Below are 25,159 nucleotides of genomic sequence, written 5' to 3' on the forward strand. Positions count from 1 at the left end.
CGCGCCGCGGCCGTGCGCCGCGCGTGGAGTTACCGACCGACCGGTTCCGCCGGAGCGTCCACCAACGGGCGCTCCGGCGTTTCTGCCGCCGGGGTACCGAGCAGCAGCGCCTTCACGCGATCGCCGATGCCGTGGAGGATCAGGTAGGCGCAGGGCACGACGAACAACGTCAGGAAGGTCGACATGAGCAGGCCGCCGACCACGGCGATGGCCAGCGGGCGCATCAGCTCACCGCCCTCGCCGAGGCCAAGCGCGAGGGGCAGGGTGCCGACCAACGACGTAAACGTCGTCATCATGATCGGGCGCAGGCGCGCCGAGCCCGCCTTCACGATCGATTCGATGCGCGAGTGGCCGCCCTCTTGGAAGAAGCCCTCGGCGAACTCCACGAGCAGGATCGAATTGTTGACGACGATGCCAGCGAGCATGATCATGCCCAGGTAGGCGGGCGCGCTGAACGGCGTGCCCGTCACGAGCATGATGACGATCACGCCCATCATGGCCAGCGGCACCGCCGCGAGGATCACGAGAGGGTTCGTGAAGCTCTCGTACTGCACGGCGAGCACGACGAACACGAGGAAGATCGCGAGCGCGATGACCAGCGCGAGCTGGCGGTTGCTCTCGTCGATGGCTTCCTGCTCGCCGCCGATGATGATGCCGTAGCCGTCGGGCAGCTCGAGGTCGGCGAGACGCGCGCGGATCGAGTCCGTCACGGCGCCGACGGTCGCGACTTCCGTGATCACGTCGCCGTTGATCTGGACCTGGCGGCTCTGGTTGACGCGCGTGATGCCGTTGGGGCCGAGCACGGTGCGCACGTTGGCGACGTCGCCGAGGCGGATGGGGGCGGCGCCGCGCGACGCGACAAGCGGCACGTCCTGGAGATCTGCGGTGCTCTGGAAGCGGCCACGCGGGAAGAACACCCGCACGTCGTACTCGAAGTTGCCTTCGGCGTAGCGCGTGGCCACGGTGCCGTCGAGCGCGGTGCGGACCGTGGCGCCCACCTGCTGCACGTTCAGCCCGCGCGCGCGGGCCCGCTCGCGGTCGAGTTCAATCGAGAGCAGGGGCGAGCCTTCGTCCTGCGGGTTCTGGAAGTTCTCCAGTCCCGGGATGCCCTGCACACGGCGCGTGATGGCCAGCGCGATCTCATTGAGCGTGTTCACCTCGTCGCCGAGGACGGCGACGGACACGGCTTCTCCCGACGACGAGGTCCGCAGGCCGCGGATGCGCGGCGGCCGAACGCCGATGCGGGCACCGGCGAAGCCGCGGGCGTTGATCGAATCCTGCAGCGTGCGCACCCACTGGTCGGCGGACATCGGACGCTTCGACACGGGCGTCAGCAGGATGTCGAGCGAGCCGCGGCCCGCGTTGGCCGACGAGGAGCCGCCGAAGAGGAAGCCGCCGGCCGTGGCGAAGACCGCCTCGACGTGCGGCATCTTCGCGACGATGCCTTCCACCTCGCGGGTGATGCGGTCCGTCTGCGCGGGCGTCGCGCCCGGCGCGAGGCGCACGAAGGCACCGACCGAGCCGTCGTCGACCTGCGGGAGGAACTCCGTCGGGATGGACCGGGCGCGGTAGAAGAGGCCGCCCGCCACCAGCAGCACGGTTCCGAGGACGATCGCCTTGTGGCCCACGACCCAGGTGGCGGCGGTCTCGTACTTCTCGCCCATGCGGGTGAACCAGCGGTCGAAGGCGAGCAGCGCCCGGTTCTTCTCGAGCCCGCTCTTGAACTTCACCTTGCCCAGCTGCGCGGCGAGCATCGGCACCAGCGTGAGCGCGAGGGGCAGGGAGGCGATGATGGCGAACGAGATCGTGAGGATGAGCTCGCGGAAGATCAGCGCGGCGAGGCCGACGATCAGCAGGAACGGCGCCACGGACGCGATGTTGGTCGTCGTGGAGGCGATGACCGCGCTTGTGACTTCGGCCGCGCCGACGTGCGCGCCTTCCTCGGGGTCGAGCCCTTCCTGCTCGCGTCGCCTGTAGATGTTCTCGAGCATCACGATCGCGTTGTCGAGCAGCAGGCCCGTACCCAGCGCGAGGCCGCCCAGCGACATGATGTTCAGCGTGAGGCCGCCGGCACCCATCATCACGAACGTGGCCATGATGGCCAGCGGGATCGACACCGCGATGATGAACGTCTTGCGGATGGACCGCAGGAAGATCAGCACGACGATCGCCGCGAGGAACGCCCCCGTGAGCGCGGAGTTCGTGACCGAGTTGAGCGCGTCGCGGATGAAGCCGGACTGGTCGAAGGTGACCTGGTACTTGATGTCGCGCGGGATGAACAGCGAGGACTCGAGGCGCGCCATCTGCGCGCGGACGGCGTCGACCACGGCGACCGTGTTGGCCTCCGGTTGCTTCTGGATGCCGATGCGCACCGCCGGCTGCCCATTGAGACGCGCCCAGAACCGCTGGTCCTGCGCGGTGTCGCGCACGATGGCGACTTCGCTGAGCGGCACGCGGGTGCCGCCGGCACCGGTGAGGAGCACGCTGCGGATCTGATCCACGGACGTGAAGCGGCCGGTGGTGCGGCTGACGATCTCGCGGTCTGGTGCGATGACGCGGCCGCCGGCGATGTTCTGGTTCTCGCCGGCGAGCGAGCTCAGCACGTCGTTGACCGCGAGGCCGTGGGCGCGCAAGCGCTCGGGATCGAGCTCCACCTGGATCTCGCGCACCAAGCCGCCCGAGAGGTCTACGCTGGCCACGCCCTCGACGCCCAGCAGCTGCGGGCGCAGGCGCTGGTCGATCCACTGGCGCAGCGACACCAGGTCGCGTTCGCTGGACGAGAACGCGACCTGGAAGATCTGCATCTGCGACGGATCGGACTTGCTCACCGTCGGCGCCGAGGCCTCCTCCGGGAGGCGCGAGCGCACGCGCTCGACCGCTGTCGCGGCGTTCTGCAGCGCGATGTCGACGTTGGTGCCGTAGGAGAAGTTCAGCTCGACGCTGACGCTGCCTTCATTGACGTTCGTCTGCAGGCGCTCAAGGCCCTCGACCGTCGCGAGCGCCGACTCCAGCGGCTTGGCGACGGTCTCTTCCATGACCACGGGCTCGACGCCCGGATTGTTCACGTTCACGCGCACCTGCGGATACACGATGCGCGGGAGCAGGTCCACGGGCAGCCGGCCGATGTACACCGAGCCGAGCACGAGCAGCGTGCTCGTGAGCATCAAGGTGCCGATGGGATGCGAGATGGCCCAGCTGGCGATCCCGCGACGCTGCTTGCTCATGGACGGGCTCCCGGCTGCGGGGCAGGAATTGGTACGCCGGCGCGCGGCGCCTCGGGGGCGAGCGGCTCGACGATGCGCACTTGGGCGCCATCGCGGAGCAGGGCATTGCCGGTGGTGATGATGGTGTCGCCGACGGCGAGCCCCTCGAGGACTTCCATCTTGCCGTCGAGGTCCATGCCGACGCGCACGCGGCGGCGCTCGGCGCGCCCCTCGCGAATCACGTACACGCTCTGGCTGCCGGCCGCGCCCACCACGGCGCGGGTGGGAATCACCAAGGCGTTGTCGCGCTCGTCGAGCTTGAGCGTGACGCGCACGCTGTAGCCCGGACGGAGGCCGGCCTGCTGGGCACCCGAGATCGCCACTTCGACGGGCACCAGGCGGCTGACGGAATCGACCGCCGGAAAGATGCGACGGATGCGGCCCGGCACGTCGCGGCCGAGCGCGTCGACGCGCACCGAGACGTTGGCGCCTTCACGCAGCAGCGGCACCTCGAGTTCAGACACCGGCAGCTGCGTGACGAGAGTATTGAGATCGGCGACGGTGAACAGCCGTGCGGAGCCGCCGACGATGTCGCCGGCCTGGGCAAAGCGCTGCGTGACGACGCCGTCGATCGGCGAGCGAATCGTCGTGAAGCTCAGCCGCGTCTCGAGCTGCGACACCGTCGCCTCGGCCGCGGCGAGCGAGGCCTGGTCGCGCTCGTACTCGGCGGCCGTCACGACCTGCGACTGGCGCAGCTGTTCGGAGCGCTGGGCGGTGGTGCGGGCCACCGTGAGATTCGCGCGCGCCGCCCGGAGTTGCGCCTCGAGCTCGCGGGCGTCGAGTTCAGCGAGCACCATGCCTGCCGACACGCGCGAGCCTTCCTCCACGTTCACCTTCGTCAGCGCGCCGCCCACCTGCGAGTTCACGCCCACGACGCGGAGTGGGGACAGCTGGCCCGTCACCAAGGAGGTACGGGCGAGCGTTGCGCGCTCGACGGTCGCGATCTCGACGGGCTGGATCTGGGGGCCGCCGCCGCGATTGCCGCCGGGGCCGCCGCCGGGGCCACCGCCCGGCCCGCCAGCGCTATTCGGCGTCGCCGAGGACGCCGTGTCGGTCCCGCAGGCCGCCAGCCCGATGGTGAGGATCGCGGCCAGGATGGTCGCGGAGGAGAGCTTCATATAAGAGAGGCGCATTCGCCTGGGATCGCTAAGTGACGCCGGGGTGCAAACGGACACTTGGATAACGCACGAATGGGCGTAAGCGTTAGCAGAACAGCGCATTATCTTTTTCGGCGACGCCCCCGTAGCTCAGGTGGATAGAGCGACGGTTTCCTAAACCGCAGGTCGGCAGTTCGAATCTGCCCGGGGGCATTCGTTGGGAGGGACCTGTTCATTAGGTTTCACCCGGAAGACGGCGCGGTGGGGTTCGGCCACCGCCCAATGCTGGACCATCAACCATTTCCTCCGATGACCAAGACTGGCGACGCCGCTCGGCCGCCCCTCGACGACCTCGAATCCGCCTCACCGGTGGAACTTGTCCAGCGCTACCAGAAGCCGATCATGATCGGCGTGATTGCCGCGGCGGTGGCCGGCGGCGGCTGGTGGCTGGCCGCGCGTTCGGCGCAGATCAAGGAAGCCCGCGGGACCGAGGCGCTGCTGACAGCTGAGGCCGCGTATCAGGCGGGCGGGGCCGCGGGGGCCCAGGCCGAGTTGCAGAAGGTGTACACCCGATATGCCGGCACGGCGGCCGGGACCCAAGCGGCGCTGCTGTCCGCCCAGTGGTACTACGAGGCCGGCCAGGCCGACTCCGGCCTCGCGTCGGTTGCGGCGGCGATCGACAAGGCGCCGACCTTTCAGCGGGCCGGGCTGCTGGCCATGCAGGCAGCTGGCAAGTCCATGAAGGGTGACCATGCGGGTGCCGCGAAGGACCTCGAGGCGGCCGCAGCGGCGACGAATATCGCCAGCGAGCGCGATGGCTACCGGATGTCGGCGGCACGGGCGTACGTCGCCAGCGGGGACACCGCGGCCGCGGAGCGCATCTATGGTGAGATTGCCACGCGTGAGGACAGCCAGTACGCCGGTGAAGCGCGGCTAAGGCTAAGTGAAATAAAGGCTAAGGCCTAGTCTTCTAAAGTACTGTATCAAGCAACGCGGGTCCGACGATCGTCGGACCCGCGCTTTTTTGTGCCGCGAAGGGCAGGTGCGGATGCGCTGATGCTGGCTCGAAAGCTCGACGTCGCGACCGCGGCTGATAATCAGCGTGTAATACTTATAATATGTATTATGTATTGTACGGCTGGGGATAACCGGAGGATTTCCACTCAGGACCTAGATCTCCCGGAGCGTGCCCTCGAAGACGACGCGACCCTCGCCCGCCAGCGTTGGGTACCAAACGTCCCCGTCGTCCCGGAACCGAACCTCCAGCACCTGGCCCGAGCGCGTCTCGAGCGCTGCGGCGGTACCGGCTTCGCCCCAGGCCCTGAGCAGCGCCGCGCAGGCCACCGCCCCGGTCCCGCAGGCCAAAGTCTCGGCCTCCACGCCGCGCTCGTACGTCCGCATGGACCAGCCACCCGGACGCCGCGCGACCCAGTTCACATTGGCGCCGGCCGCCAGGCTCCGATGCTGCCGGAGCTCCGGTCCGCGGCTCTCCAGTGGGACCTCGCCAAGCGCCCCGGTCCGGATGACGAGGTGCGGCACCCCGGTGTTGGCATAGCCCATGGCGGCCTCGCCGTCCTGCCGGGTGATGCCGGCGTCGGTCCTAAGGCCCTGCACCGGCTGGAGGTCTACCTCCGGCCGACCGTCGCGGATGCGCCCGTGGATCAAGCCGGCCATCGTCTCGAACCGCAGGCCCGACTGCCGAGCGATGCCCAGGTCGGTGGACAGCCGCACCGCGCACAAGGACGCGTTGCCACAGAGCTCGCCCTCGCTGCCGTCCCTATTGAAGTACGTGAGCGCGAAGTCTGCCGCGTAGCTGGGCCGGAACACGGCCACGCCGTCCGCCCCGACGCCGGTGTGCAGCGCGCAGACGGTCCGCACGAAGTCCGAGTCCGTCGCCACGGCCACGTCCGCCGGATGCCCGATGCCGTCCACGAAGACAAAGTCGTTCCCTGACCCGGACATCTTCCAGAACTTCATACCCGCCCCGTGATCGCCCACCACCGGAGGCGCCAGACCATGAAGATGGCCTCGCGTACGATGTGCCCCGACATCTTGCTCTCGCCTTCGGTGCGGTCCGTGAAGACGATCGGGATCTCGATGGGCCGGAAGCCCTTCCGCATGGCGCGGAACGACATCTCGATCTGGAACGCGTAGCCGTTCGAGCGCACGTCGTTCAGGTCGATGGCCTCCAGCACGCGCCGGTGAAAGCACTTGAAGCCGCCGGTGGCGTCCCAGAGCTTCATGCCCGTGACGATGCGCGCGTAGATGTTCGCGCCGTAGCTCAACAGGAGGCGGCTGATGGGCCAGTTCACCACCGTGACCTTTCCGTTGAGGTACCTCGAGCCCAACACGAAGTCCGCCGATTCCGAGGCGGTGAGAAACTCCGTGAGGTGGCTCGGGCTGTGGCTGAAGTCCGCGTCCATCTCGAAGATCAGCTCGTAATCGCGGGCCAGCGCCCAGCGGAACCCATCCCGGTAGGCCGTGCCCAGGCCCATCTTGCCCGGCCGGCGCAGCAGGTGCACGCGCGGCTCGTCGACGCTGATGCCCGCGACGATGTCGCCCGTCTTGTCGGGCGAGTTGTCGTCCACGACGAGGACGTCCAACCGGGCATCGGCGTCGAGCACCGCACGCAGCAGCGTACGGATGTTCTCGCTCTCATTATAGGTGGGGACAATGACAAGTCCCCGCGACGTCGTAGCGGCCATTCTATATCAAGCGGTGACGCGGACTTCCGCGCCCCAGTGGTCGGCGTAGTGGTCGGCGGTGGCGAACTGGGGGGAAGCCCCCGCCCTACGGATGCAATCCAGCAGCGCGACAAGATTCTCCCGGACGTGCGCCAGCGCGTACATCGTGCTGCGGTTCGGGATCAGTTCGTCAGGATGGAAATATGTCGCAAAAGCGGGCGCGGGACGATGCCCCGCCCGCGCCGCCGCAATCGCGCGGCCCACGCCGCGAATCATCGGGGCGAACAGCGAAGGCTTCGCCGTCACGTTGATCACGTAGCTTGGGCGGCGGAGCGCGGCCCAGAGCAGGCCGAGGTCGCCGGTCTTGCGCGCCATCTGCGCGCCGGCCGCCAATCCCCAGAACGGATGTGTGGCCACCCAGCACGGGAGGGTCAACATGCGGCAGGCGGGCTCCCCTGCCCTCGCCGGCACGCGGCAGTCGCGCTGGCTCGCGTGAAAGCTCTGCGTCGGTGTGGACGACCAATCGAACTGGTTCTCGTCGCGTGTCGCCGGCCGGCCTGAGTAACTGCGCAGTCCCGGGAACGGCGAAAACTCGAGGCGAATCCCCAACTGGTCGAGCGTGTTGAACGTGGCGCTCGTGTGATAGGTCCAGCCCATGCGGACGCTGGCCGGCGTGAGGCCGGCTCGCGCGAGGGCGGCGTGCGCCTCGCGCAGCACCTTGAGTTGCCAGGCCTCGTCCTCGACCTCTTGGTACCAGCGGTGCGTCTGCCGGTCGAGTCGCCAGAAGTGCGGATGCCAACCCAGCGCGTCTCCCTCGGCCGCGAGCCCGCGCAGGAAGTCGCCGTGCGCCTGGAGGCACCAGGCGTAGTCGCCATGCAGGTCCCGCACCTGCTCGTCGGCGCGCACCAACCACGTGAAGCGCGGTGGCGCTCCGGCATCGTCGCGAAGGTCGGCCACGGCGCGCTTGAGCGCCGGAATCCCTTCCAGCATGCCGCGCCACACCAGCCGTTCGCTCGGCAACGGCCCCACGAACGACTCGCGGTCCGGGTCGGTGTCACAGCCGATGACGATCGGGACCTGCAGCGCCGTGCTCACCTTACCAGAGATCGTCGAGGTCGGAATCGAAGAACGACACGCGCACTTGTCCCTCGACGCCGCCAGCGAGCACCACCGGGTACGGGCGCTTCACCCAGAGTCCCGCGCGGCGCATCGCGTCGGCGTCAACCATCGAGCTCAGGCCCACGATCCCATAGGTCCCGCGGGACTGCTCGTCGCGTGCGAACCGCACCGCGATGCCCAGCAACGCGTCGAGCACCGCGCCGCTGCCCACGAAGTCACAGAGCTTCACGACGTCGAGATCGCGGGTGAGATGCCTGGCGCGCCGGAACACGACGTAGCCGTCGGGCGCGCCGTCCGCGCCGCGGTGCACATAGACGTGATACTCGCGGCGCGGCTGCGCGAGCTTGTAGTTCAGGTAGTCTGCCGTGCGCGTGCCGGCAAACTCATATCGCGCGCGCAGCATGCGGTCCCAGGTCGCGTCCCACGCGGGGTCGAAGCGCGTGATGCGCTCGAGTGTCCCGGGCGGTTCGACGGCACGCGGCCACGAGACGAGATTCCCCACCTGCACCGCCGGCGCCAACCAAGTCGGCTTCTGCCAGTACGCGAGCGCCTTCTCCGGCCGGAAAAATCGCGCGTAGTACGCCGACGAGTCGCGCGTGAGGCGATGGCCGCGGCGCAGATACGCCGGCTCGATCGTCGGCACGACGCCGACGGCGCCGTACTTCAGTCCCTCGGCATTCTCGCAGGTCGCGAGCAGCTGGCGGCCGGCGGCCTTTCGCGTGGCGTCGTCAGACATGTCGAGCACCAGCGTGATGCCCCACCCGACTTGGACGCTGGGACGAGCATCCGCATAGCGGAACTCATGCGACACCTGGCAGATCTGCCCGACCACGCGATCGCCGGCCAGTGCCACGTAGCGCGCACAGCGCTGCCAGTCGATCAACGAGCGTTCGGCGAGTTCCGGATGGTCCGGGCTCCAGCGCCGCATGAGTTCGAGCACCGCCTCGGTGTGGGCGGGCGTGAAGGGCACGACGCGGACGTCACTTCCCGCGGTACCGCTCACGCCGACCCCTCGCGCCGGCGCAGCACGAGCCCGAGCAATGCCAGCAGCGCCAGGCCGCCCGCACCCGCGTACGAGGTCATCAGGCCACGCTTGTCCGCCGCCGACTCGAGCGTCAGCACGACTTCCTTCGCGCCAGCGCGCAGCGGTACGGAGATGAACGTGCCGTTCGCACGGCCCACCGGCGCGGCCGCGCCGTCCACCGTCGCCGTCCAGCCCGGCAGGTAGTTTTCGCTGACGACCAAGAAGCCGTCCTGCGAGAGTCCGTCGATCTTCAGGGCATACACGCCCGGCTGACGCTCCTCGACGGCAATCGTCGGCGCTGGCAGGATCGGGTCCGGCAGGCGCTGCGGTTGCTCCGTGGAGCCGAAGGCCGCTGCGGTGTCGAGCAGCACGATGCGTGCCGGATCGAACTGTGGATTCATCACCGTCGCAACCGTCTGCTGCTCGCTCGCCACCTTGAACGACAGCGGCGCGACCACCGCCCACGCTGCGGGCTCCGGCACGCGCAGCACCGTGGCGCGCTCACCGAGCCAGGTGCGCAAGCCTTCCCCGACGACCGTGAACCCCGGCGGGAGCTGCGTCGGCGTCTCGTCGAGCAGCAGATAGCGCACCGCCAGCAGGCGCCACGACTGCGGGTTTGAGAGGTTCGTCCACTGGTTCTTGCCGCCCAGCGTCTCGTCGTAGGTGTGCAGCTCGTTGCCGTGGTACCCGAGCACCGAGCGCACCCGGTGCTCCATCAGGTAGTCGTCCATGTACACGCGGCCCAACGGCAGCACGCGCCACGGTTGCGTCGCGCCCGCGGCGTCCTTGAGCACGGCCTGCACGGTCTCATCGGCCGCGAACACATCGGCGCCACGTTCGTCAATCACGATGAAGCGCCGGATCTGCGTGCCGAGATCGGCGAGCAGCAGCGCGACGGCGGCAGCGGCGAGATACTTCGGCGCCTTCCACGCGACCAGTGCGAAGGCGACGGCCGACGCGACGCCAAGGAGCAGTCCCACCCGCGCATCAGCCACGGCCGCAAACGCGGCGTCGGCGCGCATGGCCGGTGCAAGCGAGGTGATCAGGCCTTCACTGGCCGCGGCGAGGATCACCGCCGCCACTCCCAAGCCGATGGCGACCCGCTTGGCCCAGCGCTCGCGGACGTCGGCCGCCATCGCTTGCCACTGCTGCAGTCCGAGCGCGACGAGCACGCCGACGCAGAGCGCGACGTGGCCCCACATCATCGACGGCGCGCGCGTCTTGCTGATCATCGGGAACAGGTGGTACGGAATCCGATAGAACGGCGTCTGCCCGCCGAGCACCCACAGCGTGCCGAAGATCACGCAGCCCAGCCAGAACCACACGCGCTTGCGCTCCGGTCCGGCCGGCGTGCGGATGAGCGCGGTCAGCGCGAGCAGGCCCGCCAGCAAGCCGAGGTAGTCGGAGTGCAGCTTGAAGGCGTTCGTGCCCCAGTAGGTGCCGAGCCAGCCGTTGAATCCGCCCCACAGCGTGCCGATGAGCTCGAGCGCGGGCATCGCCCAGCTCGTGCCGTACTCCCAGCCGGTGGACGACGACCCGCTCGCGCTGCGCGGGCTGAACGGCAGGTACTCGGCGAAGGGCATCAGCTGGGCCGCCGCCGTGGCGAGCGCCAAGACGCTGACACCGGCAAAGCCGGCCAGCACGAGCAGCCGCTTCGACTTCTCCGTCTCCGTGAACAGCGTGAACAGGATGAACGCCAGCATCAGCAGTGACGAGTAGTACGTCATCTGGAAATGCGGCGAGAGCAGCATCAGGCCGACCAGCAGGCCCCAAAGTGCGAACCATTGCGGCCGGCGGGTACGGCAGGCTTCGCCGATGGCGAGCAGCGCCCACGGTGTCAGGCCGAGGACGTAGATCTTGCCGTCATGCCCGGGATAGAACAGCGAGAGCAGCGGACCGCTCGCGCCGTACGCGGTAGCGCCGACGATTGCGGCGCTCCACGAGAGCGACTGCTTGCGCAGGAAGGCGAGCAAGCCGACGGCGCCCAGCCAGGCGTGCAGGACCATGCCGAGCCCGATGCCCAGCGCCGGCGGGAAGATCGCACGCAGCGCGACGGAAATCGGATACACCTGGTCGCCGTGCATAGCGCCCAGGAACGGCATGCCGCCGAAGATGTACGGGTTCCAACGCGGCACTTCGCCCCACTGCGCGATGACATTCGCCGCGAAGTGACGCGTGACGTAGCCGTCCTTGCCGTCACTCATCGGATTGACGATGACGCCACCGCTCCAGAGCGGCGCGAACAGGATGCCGAGGAACAGGGCCCATCCCGCGGCGAAGAGCAGGCCGGGCAGGAGGCGCTGGAAGCGGGACGTCGTTTCAGTCATTGCAGGGAAAGGTAAGCGGACTTTCAGGCACTGGCATCAGCGCGCGCGCGGACGGCGCGCCAGCTCGCATAGGTGAGTCCCCCGTACAGCACGGCGCCAAGCACACCATGCACCGCGACCGCGCCGACGGCATCCCAGCCCGCCACTCGTGCCCACGTGAATCCCGCGACCGTCGCGATGAGTCGCAGGATGTCCCACACCAGCTGGCGCCGTTGAAAGCGCAGGACCACGAGTGTGTGCGCCATCGGGATCGCCACCAACTGCGCTGCGAGCGCGATACCTTGCCACCGCACCATGCGCCCGGCGTCTCGCCATTCCGCGCCGAATCCCAGCGCGAAGCCGATGGGGCCGAGGAGGATAAGCACGACGGCCGTGAGCGCAGCGAGTCGTCCCAGCGAGAGTACGGTCTCGCGGAAGAGCGGTCGCATGCGCGCCGGCGCCACCCGCGCGCGCTCGGCGAGATCGGCGATGTACACCTGCCCCGCCGAGTCGCCGATGAGGCCGATCGGGATGCCGATGACGCGTTGGCCGACCACGTACAGGCCGGCGGCAGCCGGGCCCCACCAGGAGGCGAGCAAGAACACCGGCACCCACTGTCCCAACTGATTCAGGAGGTGGGCCGGCGTGGCCACGGCCACGAACTCCCGCTGCGAGGCGAATGCCGCGCGAATCTCTGCCCAGCGCAGCGCGCGCAGGCGCTGGCCCTCGCGACGCCAGATGAGGCGGGCCATCGCCGTGACGCTCGCCAGGCGACCGATGACCTCGCCCCACACCAACGGCCACGCGCCGCTGCGCAGGACCAATGCATGCACGAACTGCCAGCCGCTGGTGCCCACCGCGCGTACGACGCGCTGCCGCACCAACGCCGGAAACTCCCTATGTCGGAGGCACCAACCACTGAGCACGTCCGTGAGGCCCACGCCAAGGATGCTCGCAGGAATCAACCAGAGCAGCGGCGCGGCATCGGGGGCGTCGAGCCACGCGTTGGCGGCGTGCGAGCCCACGAGGGCCACGGCAATCGTGATGACGACGGTCGAGAGCAGCGTCGCGAGGACCCCGGCGGCGAGGACGGCGCTCGCGTCCTCCTCGCGCATGGGCACGGGCACGGCGAGACCGAGGCGCCACGACGCCGCACCGCCGAGCGAACCCAACACGGCGAGGTACACGCCGAACGCACCGAACGCCGCGGGGCCGAGCCAGCGGCCGAGGATCGGCGCAATGGCGAGTCCGAGCAGTTGCCCGAGCGCCGTCGAGCCCATGAGCTGGGCCGTCGAGCCGCCGCGCATCCCCGCGGCCTTCGGGCGCGGGTCAGTCACGAGCCGCCACGGCGCGGTCGTAGAGCGCGCGGTATCCTTGCGCGACGACGCCGGGGGCGAAACGGTCGAGCATCACGCTGCGTGCGCTTGCTCCCCAGCCGCCGACGGCCCCGGCCGACGCGTGCATCGCCGCCATCGCATCGGCCAGCGCCCGCACGTCGCCCGCAGGCACGAGCCGCCCGCCCCACTGCGGATCTACGACGTCCGGCAAGCCGCCGGAGCGATACGCAATGACCGGCGTGCGCGAGAGCTGCGCCTCGACGGCGACGAGACCCAGCCCTTCGTGCTGCGAGGGCATGACCACCGATTGGCTCCGTCGGTACATCGCCGGCAACGCATCGCGCGCGACGGCGCCGTGCCAGGTGATGCGCGCGTCGAGTCCGAGCTCGCGCGCCCGTGCCTTCAAGGCGACCTCGTCCTCGCCCTCGCCGACGATGTCGAGCGTGATGTCAGCCGGCGCCCAACTCAGCGCCTCGAGCAAGTCGCGCACGCCCTTCTGCGCATTGAGGCGTCCGACGAACAGGAATCGCCCGGGAATGCGCGGCGTGGCCTCTGCGGAGAACAACTGCGTGTCCACCGGCATCGGCGCGACGGTGATCGCCGTCTTCGGCGCCATGGCCCGCGCCTCGCCCGCCAACCACGACGACACCGCCGTGACCGCGGCCGACCGGGCCATCACGCGCCGGAACAGCGGGTGCACGAGCTTCACCTTGCGGGCGAGGCGCACGTCGGAGCCGTGCATCGTCGTCACCAACGGCACGTCACGGTCAGCGCCCAGCGCCAGCAAGCCGCCCGGGAACCACCAGTGCGCGTGCACCACGTCCGGTGCGAACTCGTCGATCATCCGGCGCACGGCCATCGTGCCGGCCGTGAGCATGCCAAGCAGCGCGCCCTTGCCGCTGAGGGAGCCGAGCACCTGCTCGGCCATCGTGCCGGTGTACGCCAACGACTCCATCCCCGCGGGTGCGTAGCGGAAGCGGCGGATCTCGACGCCATCAAGCGACTCGGCCGGCGGCAGCTTGGGACCGCTCGGCGCCAAGACGCGGACCGTCAGCCCGCCGGCCTGCAGCCCGAGGGCAAGGCGATGCAGGAACGACCCCGCCCCATCACCGGCGTGGCGGGGATAGGCGTGCGTGACGAACAGGATGCGGCGCGCGCTCATCGCTCCCGTTCGGGATACGCATCGGGACGCAGCGCGTCGAGCCGGCGACGCAGCTCGCGCTGCTCGGCGCGTGTGACGGCGACCTGTTCGCCGAGGAGGCCGGTGGCGAAGAAGATGGAGCCGAGGAGCAGGCAGGTCTGGATCAGCGTCCAGATCCAGCGCAGGCCAATGCCCTGCACGAGCAACACCCCGAGGGCGACGAGGCCTGCGAGCACGCCGAGCGCGAAGAGCGCGGCCCCGAGCATGCCGAAGGCGAGCAGCGGCTTCTGCCCGAAGCGCAGCTCGAACCATACGGCGAGCATGTCGAGCACGCCGATGGGGATGCGGCTGAGCCCGAACTTGGAGCGGCCCGCGTGGCGCGGGTACAGCGGGACGGGGATCTCGCTCACCGTGTAGCCCTGCGCGTGGGCGAGCACGATCATGTAGCGGTGCCAGTCCGGGCGCGCGGGCTGGTCGGCCATGATCTCGCGGCGGTAGGCCTTCACGTTGTTGAGGTCGCGCACGGGCACGTCGAACAGCGAGCGCGACAGCCCGTTATAGATCTTGCTGACGAAGGCCTTCTCGTAGTGCCCCTGCTTGAAGCCCGTGACCATGTCGGACTGGCCGTCGAGGATCGGCTGGACGAGCCGCGGGATGTCCTCCGGCTTGAACTGGAGGTCGGCGGGATAGAACACGAGGATGCCGCCGCGGGCCGCGAGGTAGCCCGTGCGCAGCGCGTCGGCGATGCCGCGCTGCGCGCGATGGCGCTCGCTGCGCAGCCAGCCGTACTTGGCCTTGAGCTGCTCGAGCAGCGCCGGCGTGCCGTCGCGGGAGCCATCGTCGACGACGATGACCTCGTAGGGGACGGCCGCGGCGCGGATCATCGCGTCGCAGAGCTCGAGGAACATCGGCAGGTTCTCGGCTTCGTCCTTGGCGGGCACGAGCACGGAGACCTGGGGCATGGCGGCAGTGATCATCGTGGGGGGGTCAGAGGCGCTTGCGCATCTGCGCCTTGAGGATGCCGAGTTCGTCGCGGTACTTCGCGACGGTGCGGCGGGCGATCGAGAGACCGTCCTTGGCCAGCAGCTTCACGATGGCGTCGTCGGTGAGCGGTCGCTTGGGGTCCTCGTCCGCCACGAGCTTCTCGATGGTGGCCTTGATGCCGCGGGCGGACACGTCTTCGCCGTCGGCGCTCTTGAGGCCCGACGAGAAGAAGAACTTCAGCGGGAGGACGCCGCGGGGCGTCTGCGCGAACTTCTCGTTCGTGACGCGCGAGATGGTGCTCTCGTGCATGCCGATGGCATCCGCCACCTCGCGCAGCGTGAGCGGCTTGAGGCCCTGCACGCCCTTCTCGAAGAAGTCGCGCTGCCGGTCCACGATGAAGTGCATCACCTTGAGCATCGTCTGGCGGCGCTGCTCGATGGCTTGGATCAGCCACTGCGCGGCGCTCAGCCGCGAGGTGATGAACTCCTTGTGCTCGGCATCGAAGCGCTTCTTGTCGCGGGCGATCTCCTGGTAGCTGCGCGAGAGGCGCAGGCGCGGGAGGTTGTGGTCGTTGGTGAAGACCAGGTACTGCCCGTCGATCTTCTCGACGATGAGGTCCGGCACCACGTAGTTGCCGTCGCCCTCGCTGAAGGCACGGCCGGGCTTCGGATTGAGGCGGGCCAAGGCATCGGCGGCGCTCTGCGCCTCGGCGGGCGTGCAGCCGAGCTTGCGCGCGGCCTCGGCCCACTTGTGCGCGACGAGTTCCGGAAACGCCTCGACCACGAGCCGCTCCGCGAGCGTGCCCGTGAGATTGGCGGCCGTCAGCTGCAGCGCGAGGCACTCCTTGAGGTCGCGCGCCGCGATGCCGGGTGGATCCAGCGTCTGCATCACGGTGAGCATGCGCTGCGCGTCTGCCGCCGTGAACAACGGGACTTCGCGCTCCTCGTCCTCCGCCTCGGCGGCACGCAGCAGCACCTCGTTGATGCCGTGCAGGATGTCGTCGAGCGAGGCCGCGAGGTACCCGTCCTCGTTGATGTTGCCGATGAACTCCTCGGCCAGCAGGCGGTCGCGCTCGCTGAGGTCGAGGAGGGCAACCTGGTCACGCAGGTGATCGTCGAGGCCGCGGGACTCGACCGTGACCGGTTCGTAGGGCTCACGGTCATCGCGCGGCTCCGGCATGCCGCCGCTCTCCATGCCGTCGAGGAGGATCTCCTCCCAGCGCGAATCGTCTTCGCGCTCCTCGGCGGGCAGGCCCTGCTCGGGCTCCGGTTCGACGCTCTGGGACTCGGCGAGCTCGACGCTCGCGCTCTCGACGATCTCCTCTTCGTCCTCTTCGACCAACTCGAGGAAGGGATTCTGCAGCAGCTCCTGCTTGAGGTGCTGCTGCAGGTCGAGCAACGGCATGTACAGCATGTCCATCGCCTGGTACAGGCGCGGATTGGCCCGAAGCTCCTGGCCAAGCCTGGCGGACTGCTGCATGCCGCCCTTCACGCGACGGTCTCCATGCGTGCCCGCAGGCGCGCCGTGAGCGTCGGTCCGAAGTACACGCGCGAGACCTCGTCGTCGAAGATCAGGTCGCGCACGGGGCCGGCCACCTTCACCTGCCCCTCGAACATGATGTAGGCGCGGTCCACGATGTCGAGCGTCTGCTCGACGTTATGGTCGGAGATGAGCACGCCGATGCCGCGGTCGCGCAGCGAGGCCACGATGCCCTGGATGTCGTTCACGGCGATCGGGTCCACGCCGGCGAAGGGCTCGTCCAGCATGATGAACTTCGGCTGCGTCACCAGGGCCCGCGTGATCTCCAGGCGCCGGCGCTCGCCGCCCGAGAGTGCGTAGGCCTTGCTGAGGCGCAGGTGCTTGATCTTCAGCTCGTCGAGCAGCGTCTCCAGCCGGTGCTCGCGCTCGTCCTTCGAGATCGGCAGCGTCTCGAGGATCGCGAGGATGTTCTCCTCGACGGAGAGCTTGCGGAAGATCGACGGTTCCTGCGACAGGTACCCGATGCCGCGTCGCGCGCGCTTGAACATCGGCATGCGGGTGATGTCCTCGCCATCGAGCAGGATCTTGCCCGCGGCAGGCGGAATCAGCCCGGCGACCATGTAGAACGTGGTGGTCTTGCCCGCCCCGTTGGGGCCGAGCAGGCCGACGATCTCGCCTTGGCGCAGCTCCAACGACACGTCGTACACGACGTTCCGCTTCTTGTAGGTCTTCACGAGCCCTGCGGCCGCCAGCACGCTGCCACCTTCGACGGGGCCGGTGTGGCGCCGCTGCCGCGCGCTTGGATGCTCGCCCGTCTGCTGCAGGGCGGCCAGCCAACTGCTGCGATCCGCGTGGAAGGCGGCGAGGGCCTCGCCGAGGAGCGCCACGCTCCCGGCTCCGGTGGCGTCGGTCGCCACCGCGCCCGTCGCCACGAGTCGCGGCAGCACGACCGCGACCAAGTGCGCCCGCACTTCATCAACGCTCAGGCGCCCGGCCTCGGCCGAGACGTCGCGCCCTTCGGCTTCGAGTGCCTGCAGGTAGTCGCTGCGGTAGGTGACGACGACGTCGTGCAGGTCGGCACGGCCCGTCTCGTCGGCGCGTTGCGCCACGGCGAGCAGGCAGAGCGCGTCGGAGCGGTCGCCCGCAGTCAGGCGCTGGACCACGTCCGCGTGGCTCATGGACGCCTCCCGCGCGCCGGACGCGCGGAGGAATCCGCCGGGGCAAGTTGCGCCGGCTCGAGATAAAGGCCCGAGGCCTGATCGCTGACGCGCACCTGTGCCATCTCTCCCTTGTCGAACTGGACCGTGATCTGCCGCCCGCGGTTGTAGCTCAGGCCCGGGATGCCGCGTTCGCCGCCGGGCGGCGGCAGTTGGTACAGCGCCCGAGCCCCTCCTGTCGCGATGACTTCCCGGAGCGCGGTACGCGTGCCTGTGCTGTCGGTGACTTGCTCGAACTGCGCGAGAAGCGTGTCGCCCAGGATCCAATCCCGCTCGTTGCTGACGATCCGCGTGCTGTCGGGCGACGAGAGCGCCACGGCGGACCCGAGCGCATGCAGGCGCCGCAGTTCCTGGCCCGGCATCTCCACGTCGAGCGAGTCGGCCTCGATGACCTGTGCGCCGGCATCGGCGCGCGCCCGCGTGCCCCACGCGAAGATGCGCGCGATCTCCTGCTCGGCGAACCGGATGTCGATGGTGTCGCTGCGCAGCGTCAGCGAGTCGCTGGTGGCCACGGCCTCGTGCCGCGCCACCACGCGCTCCAGCTTCCGCTGCTTCGACCACGCGTCGATGATCGTGCCGACCAACGTGAACGCCCGCGCGCCGCGGCCTTCGATGCGCGGTTCGCGGAGGAACTGCGCGTGCTCCTCGCCATTGTCGACGAACGCCGAGTCCGACGTGGCGCGCATATCGTGGCGTTCGAGCACCACGCGCCCGCTGGCGTACAGCAGCGAGTCGTTCCGCGAACGGATCACGTTGGCCGTCATGTCGGTGGAATCCGCGTCGCTGCCCGGCTCGGCGCCGGTTTCCGTCGGACTCATGCGCACGAACGGCCGCCCGGTGGCGACCCAGCTGTTCTCGGTGCGCAGTCCCGGGCTCGCGCGGAAGTACTCCATGAACGGGCCCGTGAACCGCGTGCCGGACGCCGTCCGTCCCTTCACGTTGCCTTCGGCGACCAGTCGTTCCTCGCGCGTGTAGTACACCATGCGGTCCGACGACATCGTCACGCGCTCTTCGCTGTACCGCACGTTGTGGTACAGGATCAGCACGCCCTGCGCCGCGAAGTGCTCGGCGCTGTCGGCGAGCAGGCGGTTGCCCTGCCCTTCGCAGGTGGCGTCGACCGAGCCGCCCACGAAGGTGTTGCGCAGCCCGGAGCTGTCGATGACTTCCGAGCGCATGCGCATGGTGCGCGGTCCGCTCGACGGACCGGTAATCAGCAGGACGCAGGGACGCTCGGCGCGCTGCGCCTCGGCCGACGGCATCGCCGCCAGCAGGCCCAGCAGCGCCAGCGCCAGCGCGCGCATCACGGTGACAACCGTACGGCGCCCCCGCGCCCGCGTTCGACGCGCAGCACGGTGACGACCTGCAGGTTGGGATCGGCGCGGAAGCCGACGCCACGCATCTCCTTGCCGTCCGGCTCGGTCATGGTGAACGCCGAGTCCGAGAGGATCTGGTTCTGGGCGCTCTCGAAGCGCAGCATCGGGGACTTGAGCACACGGCCGTCCACGGAGGTGACGACCACGTTGCCATAGGCCTCGAGGATCTGTGCCTTCGAGTCGTACGCCGCGCGGTCCGCCGTTACGGTGGCGTCGCGGGAGCCCTGCGCGTTGAAGAAGACGCCGTGCACCCCACGCATCGCGACGCGGGTGTTCTGGCTCAGGAAGAGCGTCGTGTCGGCGAAGATCTCGGCGCGCAGCAGGCCGGCATCCGTGAGCACCGTGCGCGAGCCGAATGCCACTTGGTCCGCGCTGTCGAGCGCCGACGCCTCTGACACCACGTTGCGCTGCTCCTCGGCGTTCGAGCAGGCCGCGCCGAGGAGGGCTGTCACGCCCAAGGCAACGAGCACGCGCGGCATCATGCCGCCCCCGCGCGCATCAGGTCGTGGAGATGCACGACGCCCGCGACGCGGCCGTCAGGCGCGAGCGCGGGCAAGGCGATCACGCCGAACTGCTCCATCGTGTGCACCGCCGCCGACGCCAAAGCCTCGGCGTCCACCGTCTTCGGGCTCCGCGTCATCACGTCGCCGACACGGATGGCCATCACGTCGCCGTCGCGCTGCATGAGGCGCGTGAGATCGCCCGTCGTGAGCACGCCCGCGAGGCGGCCGGCACCGTCGAGCACGATGCCCAATCCGCGCTGCTTGGCGAGCACCACGATCGCCTCGCGCATCGTCGCGTCGGAGCCCAGGGTCGGCAGCGGATCGGCGATCATGACGTCGCGCACGCGCAGCAGCAGCTTGCGCCCCAGCGAGCCGCCGGGATGGAACTTGGCGAAGTCTTCGCGGCGGAATCCCTTCTCCTCGAGCAGGGCCACCGCCAATGCGTCGCCGATGGCCAGCGCGAGCGTCGTGCTGGTGGTCGGCGCCAAGTCGTGCGGGCAGGCTTCCTCGCGCACATAGCCATCGAGCGCGACGCGGCTGTTGCGGGCCAGCGTGCTCTCGCGGTTGCTCGTGATCGAGATGCAGGGCACCCCGAGACGCGTGAGCTGCTCGAGCAGCGGCAGCAGCTCCTGTGTCTCGCCGCTCTTCGAGAGCAGCAGGGCGACGTCGTCGTCGGTGACGATGCCTAAGTCGCCGTGGACGCTCTCCGTCGGGTGCAGGAAGTACGCAGGCGTGCCCGTGGAGGTCATGGTCGCGGCGATCTTGCGCGCGATGAGGCCGCTCTTGCCGATGCCCGCGACGATCACGCGGCCCTTGGCCTGCTTGATCAGCTGCACGGCCGCGGCGAACGCGTCGTCGAGCCGCGCCGCCGCCTCGGCGACGGCATCGCGTTCTAGTTCCAGCACCCGCTTGCCCCGCGCGACAATGCGCGCCGTCTCGCTCATCGCTCCTCCGAGCGGCTGGCTACGTACCGTTCCACCTGCGTGTCCCAATCCCCGCGGGCGCGCAGCAACAGCTCGACGAACTCGCGCACCGCCCCGGCCCCGCCCGTCTTCTGGAGCCGGAGCTTCGCGGCCTGCACGGCGTCGAACGAGGCATTGCCCACCGCGACCGGCAGCCCCACCAAGCGCAGGACGCCGATGTCGGGCAGGTCGTCGCCCACGAACGCCACTTCGCTCCAGTCCAGCCCGCGGCGCTCGAGGATGCGGCGCAGGGCCGGTACCTTGCGCGCCTGGATGTCCTGCACGACTTCATCGACCGCGAGTTCCTTCGCCCGCAACGCCACGGACTCCGACTCGCGGCCCGTGATGATGGCCGTGAGGATCCCCGCCTGCTGCAGCATCTTGATGGCCAGCCCATCCTGGATGTCGTAGCGCTTCAGCTCGATGCGCGTGCCACCGGCGTCCCCGAGGATGATGCCGCCGTCCGTGAGTACCCCGTCGACGTCGAAACAGACGAGACGGATCCGGGCCGCCAGCGTGGGATCCAGCGGCGGCCCGGACTGTGCTGCGAGAGTCCCCCCGAGCCCGAGGATCATTGGCGGGCCAGCTCCCAGAACGCCACCGCCTTGCGAATCACCGCGTCGAGCTGCGCCAACGGCAGCATGTTCGGGCCGTCGCTGGGCGCGTGGTCGGGATCCGGATGCGTCTCGAGGAAGAGACCATCGGCCCCGGCGGCGCAGGCCGCATACGTGAGCGCTGGGATGTGCTCCCGCAGCCCGCCGCTGGCCCCGCCCTCGCCCCGCCCCGGCTGCTGCACCGAGTGCGTGCCGTCGAAGATTACGGGCACACCGGTCGCGGCGCGCATCCGCGCGAAGTTCCGCATGTCGACGACGAGGTCGCCGTACCCGAAGAACGACCCGCGCTCCGTCACCGCCACGTCGCAAAGCCCCTCGCGCCGCACGAGCCCGGGAGGATTCGCGCCGAGGACCTTCTTCACCGCCCCGGCCATGCCTTCGGGGTGCAGGAACTGCCCCTTCTTGACGTTCACGGCGAGCCCCGTGGCGCCGGCGGCCTCGAGCAGATCGGTCTGCCGGCAGAGAAATGCCGGGATCTGCAGCACGTCCACCGCCTGCGCCGCCGCGGCACAGTGCTCGGGCAGGTGCACGTCGGTGAGCACGGGCAATCCCGTCCGCTCGCGCACGCGCTGCAAGGCCCGCAGCCCTTCGTCCATGCCCGGCCCGCGGAAGGCGCCGGCGTTGGAGCGGTTCGCCTTGTCGAAGCTGGCTTTGAAGATCACGCCGCCCGGCACATGGTGCGCGAGCTTGGCCAGATGGTCGGCGACCCGGAACAGGATGTCGTCGTTCTCGATGACGCAGGGACCGGCGATCAGGAACAGCCGGTCGCGCGGGAAGGTCGCCCGGTGTTCCATGTCAGTTGGCCTCGACGAGCGCACGCCGCGCGGCGACGCGCACGGGCGACACCGTCGCGTGGGTGGCCGCGGCGGCGACGAATGCCGAGAACAGCGGGTGCGGCCGGGTCGGGCGCGACTTGAGCTCCGGGTGGAACTGGCAGGCGACGAAGTGCGGATGCTCGACAAGCTCGATCATCTCCACCAGCGAGCCATCCGGCGAGAGCCCCGAGAGCCGCATGCCCGCCTGCTGGAACTGCTCGCGGTACTGGTTGCTGACTTCGTAGCGGTGGCGATGCCGTTCGCTGATCTCCGGCTGGCCGTAGATCTCCGCGGCGCGGGAGCCAGGCTTGAGGCGGCAGGCGTACGAGCCGAGGCGCATCGTGCCGCCCATGTCCTTCACGTTCTGCTGGCTCTCGAGCAGCGAGATCACCGGGTGCGAGCACTCCGGCGCGAACTCGCTGGAGTTGGAGTCGTCGAGGCCGCAGACATTGCGCGCGAACTCGATGATCGCCACCTGCATGCCGAGGCAGATGCCGAAGAACGGCGTGTTCGTTTCGCGCGCGGCCTTGATGGCCTCGACCATGCCTTCCACGCCGCGCACGCCGAAGCCGCCCGGCACCAACAAGCCGTCGAAGCCCTGCACGATCTCCTTCGCCCGCGCGGCGTCGGTGAAGAGGTCGCTCGACGTCCAGGCGATATCCACGCCGACATCATTGGCGATGCCGCCGTGGATCAGCGCCTCCTGCACGCTCTTGTACGAGTCGACGTAGTCCGTGTACTTGCCGACCACGCCGATGCGTACGCGGCGCGCCGGGGCGACCACGCGCTGCACCATCGCCGTCCACTTGGCCATGTCCGGTGCGGGCGTCTCGATGCCGAGCTTGCGGCAAATGAGGTCGTCCAAGCCCTGCTCGCGGAACGAGAGCGGGATCTGGTAGATCGTCTTCACGTCGCGGCTTTCGACCACCGCACCGAACTCCACGTTGCAGAACAGCGCGATCTTGCGCTTCACGTCCTCGGCCAGCGGACGTTCCGTGCGGCAGATCAGCACGTCGGGCTGGATACCGATCTCCATGAGGTCGCGCACGCTGTGCTGCGTCGGCTTGGTCTTCACCTCGCCCGCGGCCGCGATGTACGGCACCAGCGTGAGGTGCACGAACAGCGTGTTCTCGCGGCCCACGTCATGGCGGAACTGGCGGATGGCCTCGAGGAACGGCAGCGACTCGATGTCGCCCACCGTGCCGCCGACTTCCACCAACACCACGTCGTTCTCCGGGGCCACGCGGCGCACCGCGCTCTTGATCTCGTCCGTGATGTGCGGGATCACCTGCACCGTGGAGCCCAAGTACTCGCCGCGGCGCTCCTTGGTGATCACGTTCGAGTAGATGCGGCCCGTCGTGATGTTGTTGGCCTGCGTCAGCGAGCGGTCGAGGAAGCGCTCGTAGTGCCCGAGGTCCAGGTCCGTCTCGGCGCCGTCGTCCGTGACGAAGACTTCGCCGTGCTGGAACGGCGACATCGTGCCGGGATCCACGTTCAGGTACGGATCGAGCTTCATCATCGTCACGCGCAGGCCGCGCTCGACGAGCAAGCGGCCGAGCGAGGCAGCCGCGATGCCTTTGCCGAGCGACGACACGACGCCGCCGGTGACGAAGATGTACTTCGGGGAGGAGTGGGCGGAGTTCGGCGTCATCGGGCGGTCCCGGTGGTCTGCAGTGAGTCCCAGTGTGCGTTGGCGCGCACCAGGTCGTCTTCGGTATTCACTTCGCCCCACGAGGGGGCGTCTACGATCGCGACGCCCATCGCCAAGCCGGCGGCGAGGGCGCGCAGTTGTTCGAGCTTCTCGACGAGCTCCAACGGATGCGGTGGCAGCGACACCCACTTCATCAGGGCCTCGCGCCGCGCCGCGTAGATGCCCATGTGCTGAAACACGAGCGCATCCCGGGTCGCGGCGTCAGCGGCATCGCGCAGGAACGGAATCGGCGCCCGCGAGAAGTACATCGCGCGGCCCGAGTCATCGCGCACGACCTTCACGCAGTTCGGGTCGTCCATGATCGCTGCCGTGCGCTTGCCCGCGGCCGTGCCGAGATCGAATCCGTGATCCCGGACCATGGCGATGGCCCCGGCCATCGCATCGCCGCGCATGAAGGGCTCGTCGCCCTGCACGTTCACGATGATGTCATGCCGCAGGAAATCCGGGTGCCGGGCGACTTCTGCGACGCGGTCGGTGCCGCTGGGATGCGCCGCAGAGGTGATCAGCGCCTCGCCACCGGCCTGCGCGACGACCTCCGCGACCTCCTCGGTCTCCGTCGCGACGACGACGCGGTCCGCGAGCCCGAGGGACTGGACGCGCTCCAGGACGCGCACCACGAGCGGGGCGCCGCCAAGAAGTCGCAGGGGTTTGCGGGGGAGCCGAGTGGCCCCGAGTCGAGCGGGGATAACGGCCAGGGTGCTCATATCAGCACCGTCCGGCAGGCGGTCGCCGATGCAAAATCCACGCCAGCGAAATCTATGGGCTGGCGTGGGGGCGACAAGAGGGCATCACAAATCGTTCCGGCAGCAGCATTTCCACGGCCGGCGAAAGCGCCGGGGAGCCCGTCCTACCGGAAGATGCGCGGCAGGAACGACAGACCCTTCAGAGTGATGCTCGGGACGACCACCACGTTTCCGGTCCGGATGCCGCTGACCGGGCGGTCGTACCACACGGCAATCTCCGGGGCGATCGACACGTCGGCATCCCCGAACCGCCAGCCGAAGGCGGCGCCTGCCGAGGGGTCATCGCGAAGCGCGCCCCGCGAAATCGGCACGGTGTGCATGACCTTCACTGCGCCGTACGGGATACCCGTCGGGCGACGGCCGCCAGAGAAATGCAGCGCTCCCTCGAATAGCGCGTGGCTGGCGAAGTTCACGATGCCGACGCCAATTGAGGTCGCGAACGCAGCCGAGTCCACGTGGTTCGCCCCGCTGTGCCGGCGCTTCAGGTTGCCGACCAGCCCGCTGGCGCTCGTAATCCGCAGGCCGATGTCCGCCCCGTCGTCGATGCCGAAGCGGATCTCCTGGTCGGAGAGCAGCAGGTTGGCTTGCGGGCTCACCGTGTTCGAGTCGGCGAATCGGCCGCCGACGCCGATCGCGAACCCGGCGGTGGTGGTCTTCGAGATCTCGCCCTTCGGCGTGGTTTGCGCCGTGTTGCCAATGGTGTACGGCAGACACCCCGTCGCCACGAGACTGGCGAGGAGCACCGCAAGTCGCAGGGAGCGTGTCATGGCGAAAAGATACCCGCCCA

21 protein-coding genes and 1 tRNA gene are annotated in these 25,159 nt (G+C 69.2%); 2 read left to right on the plus strand and 20 right to left on the minus strand.

The window, feature by feature from the left end:
- Nucleotides 1-29: 29 nt before the first annotated feature.
- A complete protein-coding gene (locus Strain318_RS07290) occupies nt 30-3,224 on the minus strand; it encodes an efflux RND transporter permease subunit (RefSeq protein ID WP_367887842.1) in 3,195 nt (1,064 codons plus the stop codon).
- On the minus strand, nt 3,221-4,381 hold the full coding sequence (locus Strain318_RS07295) for an efflux RND transporter periplasmic adaptor subunit (protein WP_367887843.1): 1,161 nt from the start codon (nt 4,379-4,381) through the stop codon (nt 3,221-3,223). Before Strain318_RS07295 ends, Strain318_RS07290 begins: the two co-directional genes overlap by 4 nt.
- Nucleotides 4,382-4,499: 118 nt before the next feature.
- Between Strain318_RS07295 and Strain318_RS07300 the strand changes: the two genes are divergently transcribed.
- Both Strain318_RS07300 and Strain318_RS07305 read left to right on the plus strand, forming a co-directional pair.
- Nucleotides 4,500-4,573: transfer RNA gene (locus Strain318_RS07300), tRNA-Arg, on the plus strand.
- A gap of 96 nt (nt 4,574-4,669) precedes the next feature.
- On the plus strand, nt 4,670-5,326 hold the full coding sequence (locus Strain318_RS07305; RefSeq protein WP_367887844.1) for a hypothetical protein: 657 nt from the start codon (nt 4,670-4,672) through the stop codon (nt 5,324-5,326).
- A gap of 204 nt (nt 5,327-5,530) precedes the next feature.
- Here the strand turns inward: Strain318_RS07305 and dapF are convergent, their stop codons facing one another.
- The 18 genes from dapF to Strain318_RS07395 all read right to left on the minus strand — a co-directional run bounded on the left by dapF (nt 5,531) and on the right by Strain318_RS07395 (nt 25,139).
- A complete protein-coding gene (dapF, locus tag Strain318_RS07310) occupies nt 5,531-6,322 on the minus strand; it encodes a diaminopimelate epimerase (RefSeq protein ID WP_367887845.1) in 792 nt (263 codons plus the stop codon).
- A gap of 11 nt (nt 6,323-6,333) precedes the next feature.
- Nucleotides 6,334-7,065 carry a polyprenol monophosphomannose synthase gene (locus Strain318_RS07315; protein WP_367887846.1) on the minus strand — a complete coding sequence of 244 codons (732 nt, stop codon included), beginning with the start codon at nt 7,063-7,065 and terminating at the stop codon, nt 6,334-6,336.
- Between the two features lie 6 nt (nt 7,066-7,071).
- On the minus strand, nt 7,072-8,139 hold the full coding sequence (locus Strain318_RS07320; protein WP_367887847.1) for a hypothetical protein: 1,068 nt from the start codon (nt 8,137-8,139) through the stop codon (nt 7,072-7,074).
- A gap of 1 nt (nt 8,140) precedes the next feature.
- Complete coding sequence (locus tag Strain318_RS07325) at nt 8,141-9,166, minus strand: hypothetical protein (RefSeq protein ID WP_367887848.1); 1,026 nt, start codon at nt 9,164-9,166, stop codon at nt 8,141-8,143.
- Nucleotides 9,163-11,514 carry a glycosyltransferase family protein gene (locus tag Strain318_RS07330; RefSeq protein ID WP_367887849.1) on the minus strand — a complete coding sequence of 784 codons (2,352 nt, stop codon included), beginning with the start codon at nt 11,512-11,514 and terminating at the stop codon, nt 9,163-9,165. Before Strain318_RS07330 ends, Strain318_RS07325 begins: the two co-directional genes overlap by 4 nt.
- Nucleotides 11,515-11,537: 23 nt before the next feature.
- Nucleotides 11,538-12,830, minus strand: coding sequence for a lipopolysaccharide biosynthesis protein (locus Strain318_RS07335; protein WP_367887850.1), 1,293 nt, complete (start codon nt 12,828-12,830; stop codon nt 11,538-11,540).
- Nucleotides 12,823-13,992, minus strand: coding sequence for a glycosyltransferase (locus tag Strain318_RS07340; protein ID WP_367887851.1), 1,170 nt, complete (start codon nt 13,990-13,992; stop codon nt 12,823-12,825). Before Strain318_RS07340 ends, Strain318_RS07335 begins: the two co-directional genes overlap by 8 nt.
- Nucleotides 13,989-14,948: a glycosyltransferase family 2 protein gene (locus Strain318_RS07345; RefSeq protein ID WP_367887852.1), complete on the minus strand. Its 960-nt coding sequence runs from the start codon at nt 14,946-14,948 to the stop codon at nt 13,989-13,991. Before Strain318_RS07345 ends, Strain318_RS07340 begins: the two co-directional genes overlap by 4 nt.
- A 10-nt stretch (nt 14,949-14,958) precedes the next feature.
- Complete coding sequence (gene rpoN / locus Strain318_RS07350; protein WP_367887853.1) at nt 14,959-16,446, minus strand: RNA polymerase factor sigma-54; 1,488 nt, start codon at nt 16,444-16,446, stop codon at nt 14,959-14,961.
- Complete coding sequence (gene lptB / locus Strain318_RS14945; RefSeq protein WP_437436318.1) at nt 16,443-17,612, minus strand: LPS export ABC transporter ATP-binding protein; 1,170 nt, start codon at nt 17,610-17,612, stop codon at nt 16,443-16,445. Before lptB ends, rpoN begins: the two co-directional genes overlap by 4 nt.
- A complete protein-coding gene (locus Strain318_RS07360) occupies nt 17,609-18,955 on the minus strand; it encodes a hypothetical protein (RefSeq protein ID WP_367887854.1) in 1,347 nt (448 codons plus the stop codon). Before Strain318_RS07360 ends, lptB begins: the two co-directional genes overlap by 4 nt.
- Nucleotides 18,952-19,506, minus strand: coding sequence for an LPS export ABC transporter periplasmic protein LptC (gene lptC / locus Strain318_RS07365; RefSeq protein ID WP_367887855.1), 555 nt, complete (start codon nt 19,504-19,506; stop codon nt 18,952-18,954). The genes Strain318_RS07360 and lptC overlap by 4 nt, the downstream gene beginning before the upstream one ends.
- Nucleotides 19,503-20,471: a KpsF/GutQ family sugar-phosphate isomerase gene (locus Strain318_RS07370; protein ID WP_367887856.1), complete on the minus strand. Its 969-nt coding sequence runs from the start codon at nt 20,469-20,471 to the stop codon at nt 19,503-19,505. Before Strain318_RS07370 ends, lptC begins: the two co-directional genes overlap by 4 nt.
- On the minus strand, nt 20,468-21,064 hold the full coding sequence (locus Strain318_RS07375) for a KdsC family phosphatase (protein WP_367887857.1): 597 nt from the start codon (nt 21,062-21,064) through the stop codon (nt 20,468-20,470). The genes Strain318_RS07370 and Strain318_RS07375 overlap by 4 nt, the downstream gene beginning before the upstream one ends.
- Complete coding sequence (kdsA, locus tag Strain318_RS07380) at nt 21,061-21,897, minus strand: 3-deoxy-8-phosphooctulonate synthase (protein WP_367887858.1); 837 nt, start codon at nt 21,895-21,897, stop codon at nt 21,061-21,063. Before kdsA ends, Strain318_RS07375 begins: the two co-directional genes overlap by 4 nt.
- A gap of 1 nt (nt 21,898) precedes the next feature.
- On the minus strand, nt 21,899-23,569 hold the full coding sequence (locus Strain318_RS07385; protein ID WP_367887859.1) for a CTP synthase: 1,671 nt from the start codon (nt 23,567-23,569) through the stop codon (nt 21,899-21,901).
- Nucleotides 23,566-24,333: a 3-deoxy-manno-octulosonate cytidylyltransferase gene (gene kdsB / locus Strain318_RS07390; RefSeq protein ID WP_367887860.1), complete on the minus strand. Its 768-nt coding sequence runs from the start codon at nt 24,331-24,333 to the stop codon at nt 23,566-23,568. Before kdsB ends, Strain318_RS07385 begins: the two co-directional genes overlap by 4 nt.
- A gap of 143 nt (nt 24,334-24,476) precedes the next feature.
- Entirely contained in the window at nt 24,477-25,139 is a 663-nt protein-coding gene (locus Strain318_RS07395; RefSeq protein WP_367887861.1) for a hypothetical protein, read from the minus strand.
- Nucleotides 25,140-25,159 lie beyond the last annotated feature (20 nt).

Origin of the sequence: Pseudogemmatithrix spongiicola (assembly GCF_030623445.1) — a bacterium.
In the GTDB taxonomy this organism is placed as follows: Bacteria; Gemmatimonadota; Gemmatimonadetes; order Gemmatimonadales; family Gemmatimonadaceae; genus Pseudogemmatithrix; species Pseudogemmatithrix spongiicola.

Coding starts and splice junctions, on each gene's coding strand:
- Strain318_RS07295 (WP_367887843.1), bottom strand. CDS start 4,381: ATGAAGCTCTCCTCCGCGACCATCCTGGCCGCGATCCTCACCATCGGG.
- Strain318_RS07330 (WP_367887849.1), bottom strand. CDS start 11,514: ATGACTGAAACGACGTCCCGCTTCCAGCGCCTCCTGCCCGGCCTGCTC.
- lptB (WP_437436318.1), bottom strand. CDS start 17,612: ATGAGCCACGCGGACGTGGTCCAGCGCCTGACTGCGGGCGACCGCTCC.
- Strain318_RS07385 (WP_367887859.1), bottom strand. CDS start 23,569: ATGACGCCGAACTCCGCCCACTCCTCCCCGAAGTACATCTTCGTCACC.
- Strain318_RS07345 (WP_367887852.1), bottom strand. CDS start 14,948: ATGATCACTGCCGCCATGCCCCAGGTCTCCGTGCTCGTGCCCGCCAAG.
- Strain318_RS07315 (WP_367887846.1), bottom strand. CDS start 7,065: ATGGCCGCTACGACGTCGCGGGGACTTGTCATTGTCCCCACCTATAAT.
- Strain318_RS07395 (WP_367887861.1), bottom strand. CDS start 25,139: ATGACACGCTCCCTGCGACTTGCGGTGCTCCTCGCCAGTCTCGTGGCG.
- lptC (WP_367887855.1), bottom strand. CDS start 19,506: ATGATGCCGCGCGTGCTCGTTGCCTTGGGCGTGACAGCCCTCCTCGGC.
- Strain318_RS07375 (WP_367887857.1), bottom strand. CDS start 21,064: ATGATCCTCGGGCTCGGGGGGACTCTCGCAGCACAGTCCGGGCCGCCG.
- dapF (WP_367887845.1), bottom strand. CDS start 6,322: ATGTCCGGGTCAGGGAACGACTTTGTCTTCGTGGACGGCATCGGGCAT.
- Strain318_RS07370 (WP_367887856.1), bottom strand. CDS start 20,471: ATGAGCGAGACGGCGCGCATTGTCGCGCGGGGCAAGCGGGTGCTGGAA.
- Strain318_RS07340 (WP_367887851.1), bottom strand. CDS start 13,992: ATGAGCGCGCGCCGCATCCTGTTCGTCACGCACGCCTATCCCCGCCAC.
- Strain318_RS07305 (WP_367887844.1), top strand. CDS start 4,670: ATGACCAAGACTGGCGACGCCGCTCGGCCGCCCCTCGACGACCTCGAA.
- Strain318_RS07290 (WP_367887842.1), bottom strand. CDS start 3,224: ATGAGCAAGCAGCGTCGCGGGATCGCCAGCTGGGCCATCTCGCATCCC.
- kdsB (WP_367887860.1), bottom strand. CDS start 24,333: ATGAGCACCCTGGCCGTTATCCCCGCTCGACTCGGGGCCACTCGGCTC.
- kdsA (WP_367887858.1), bottom strand. CDS start 21,897: ATGGAACACCGGGCGACCTTCCCGCGCGACCGGCTGTTCCTGATCGCC.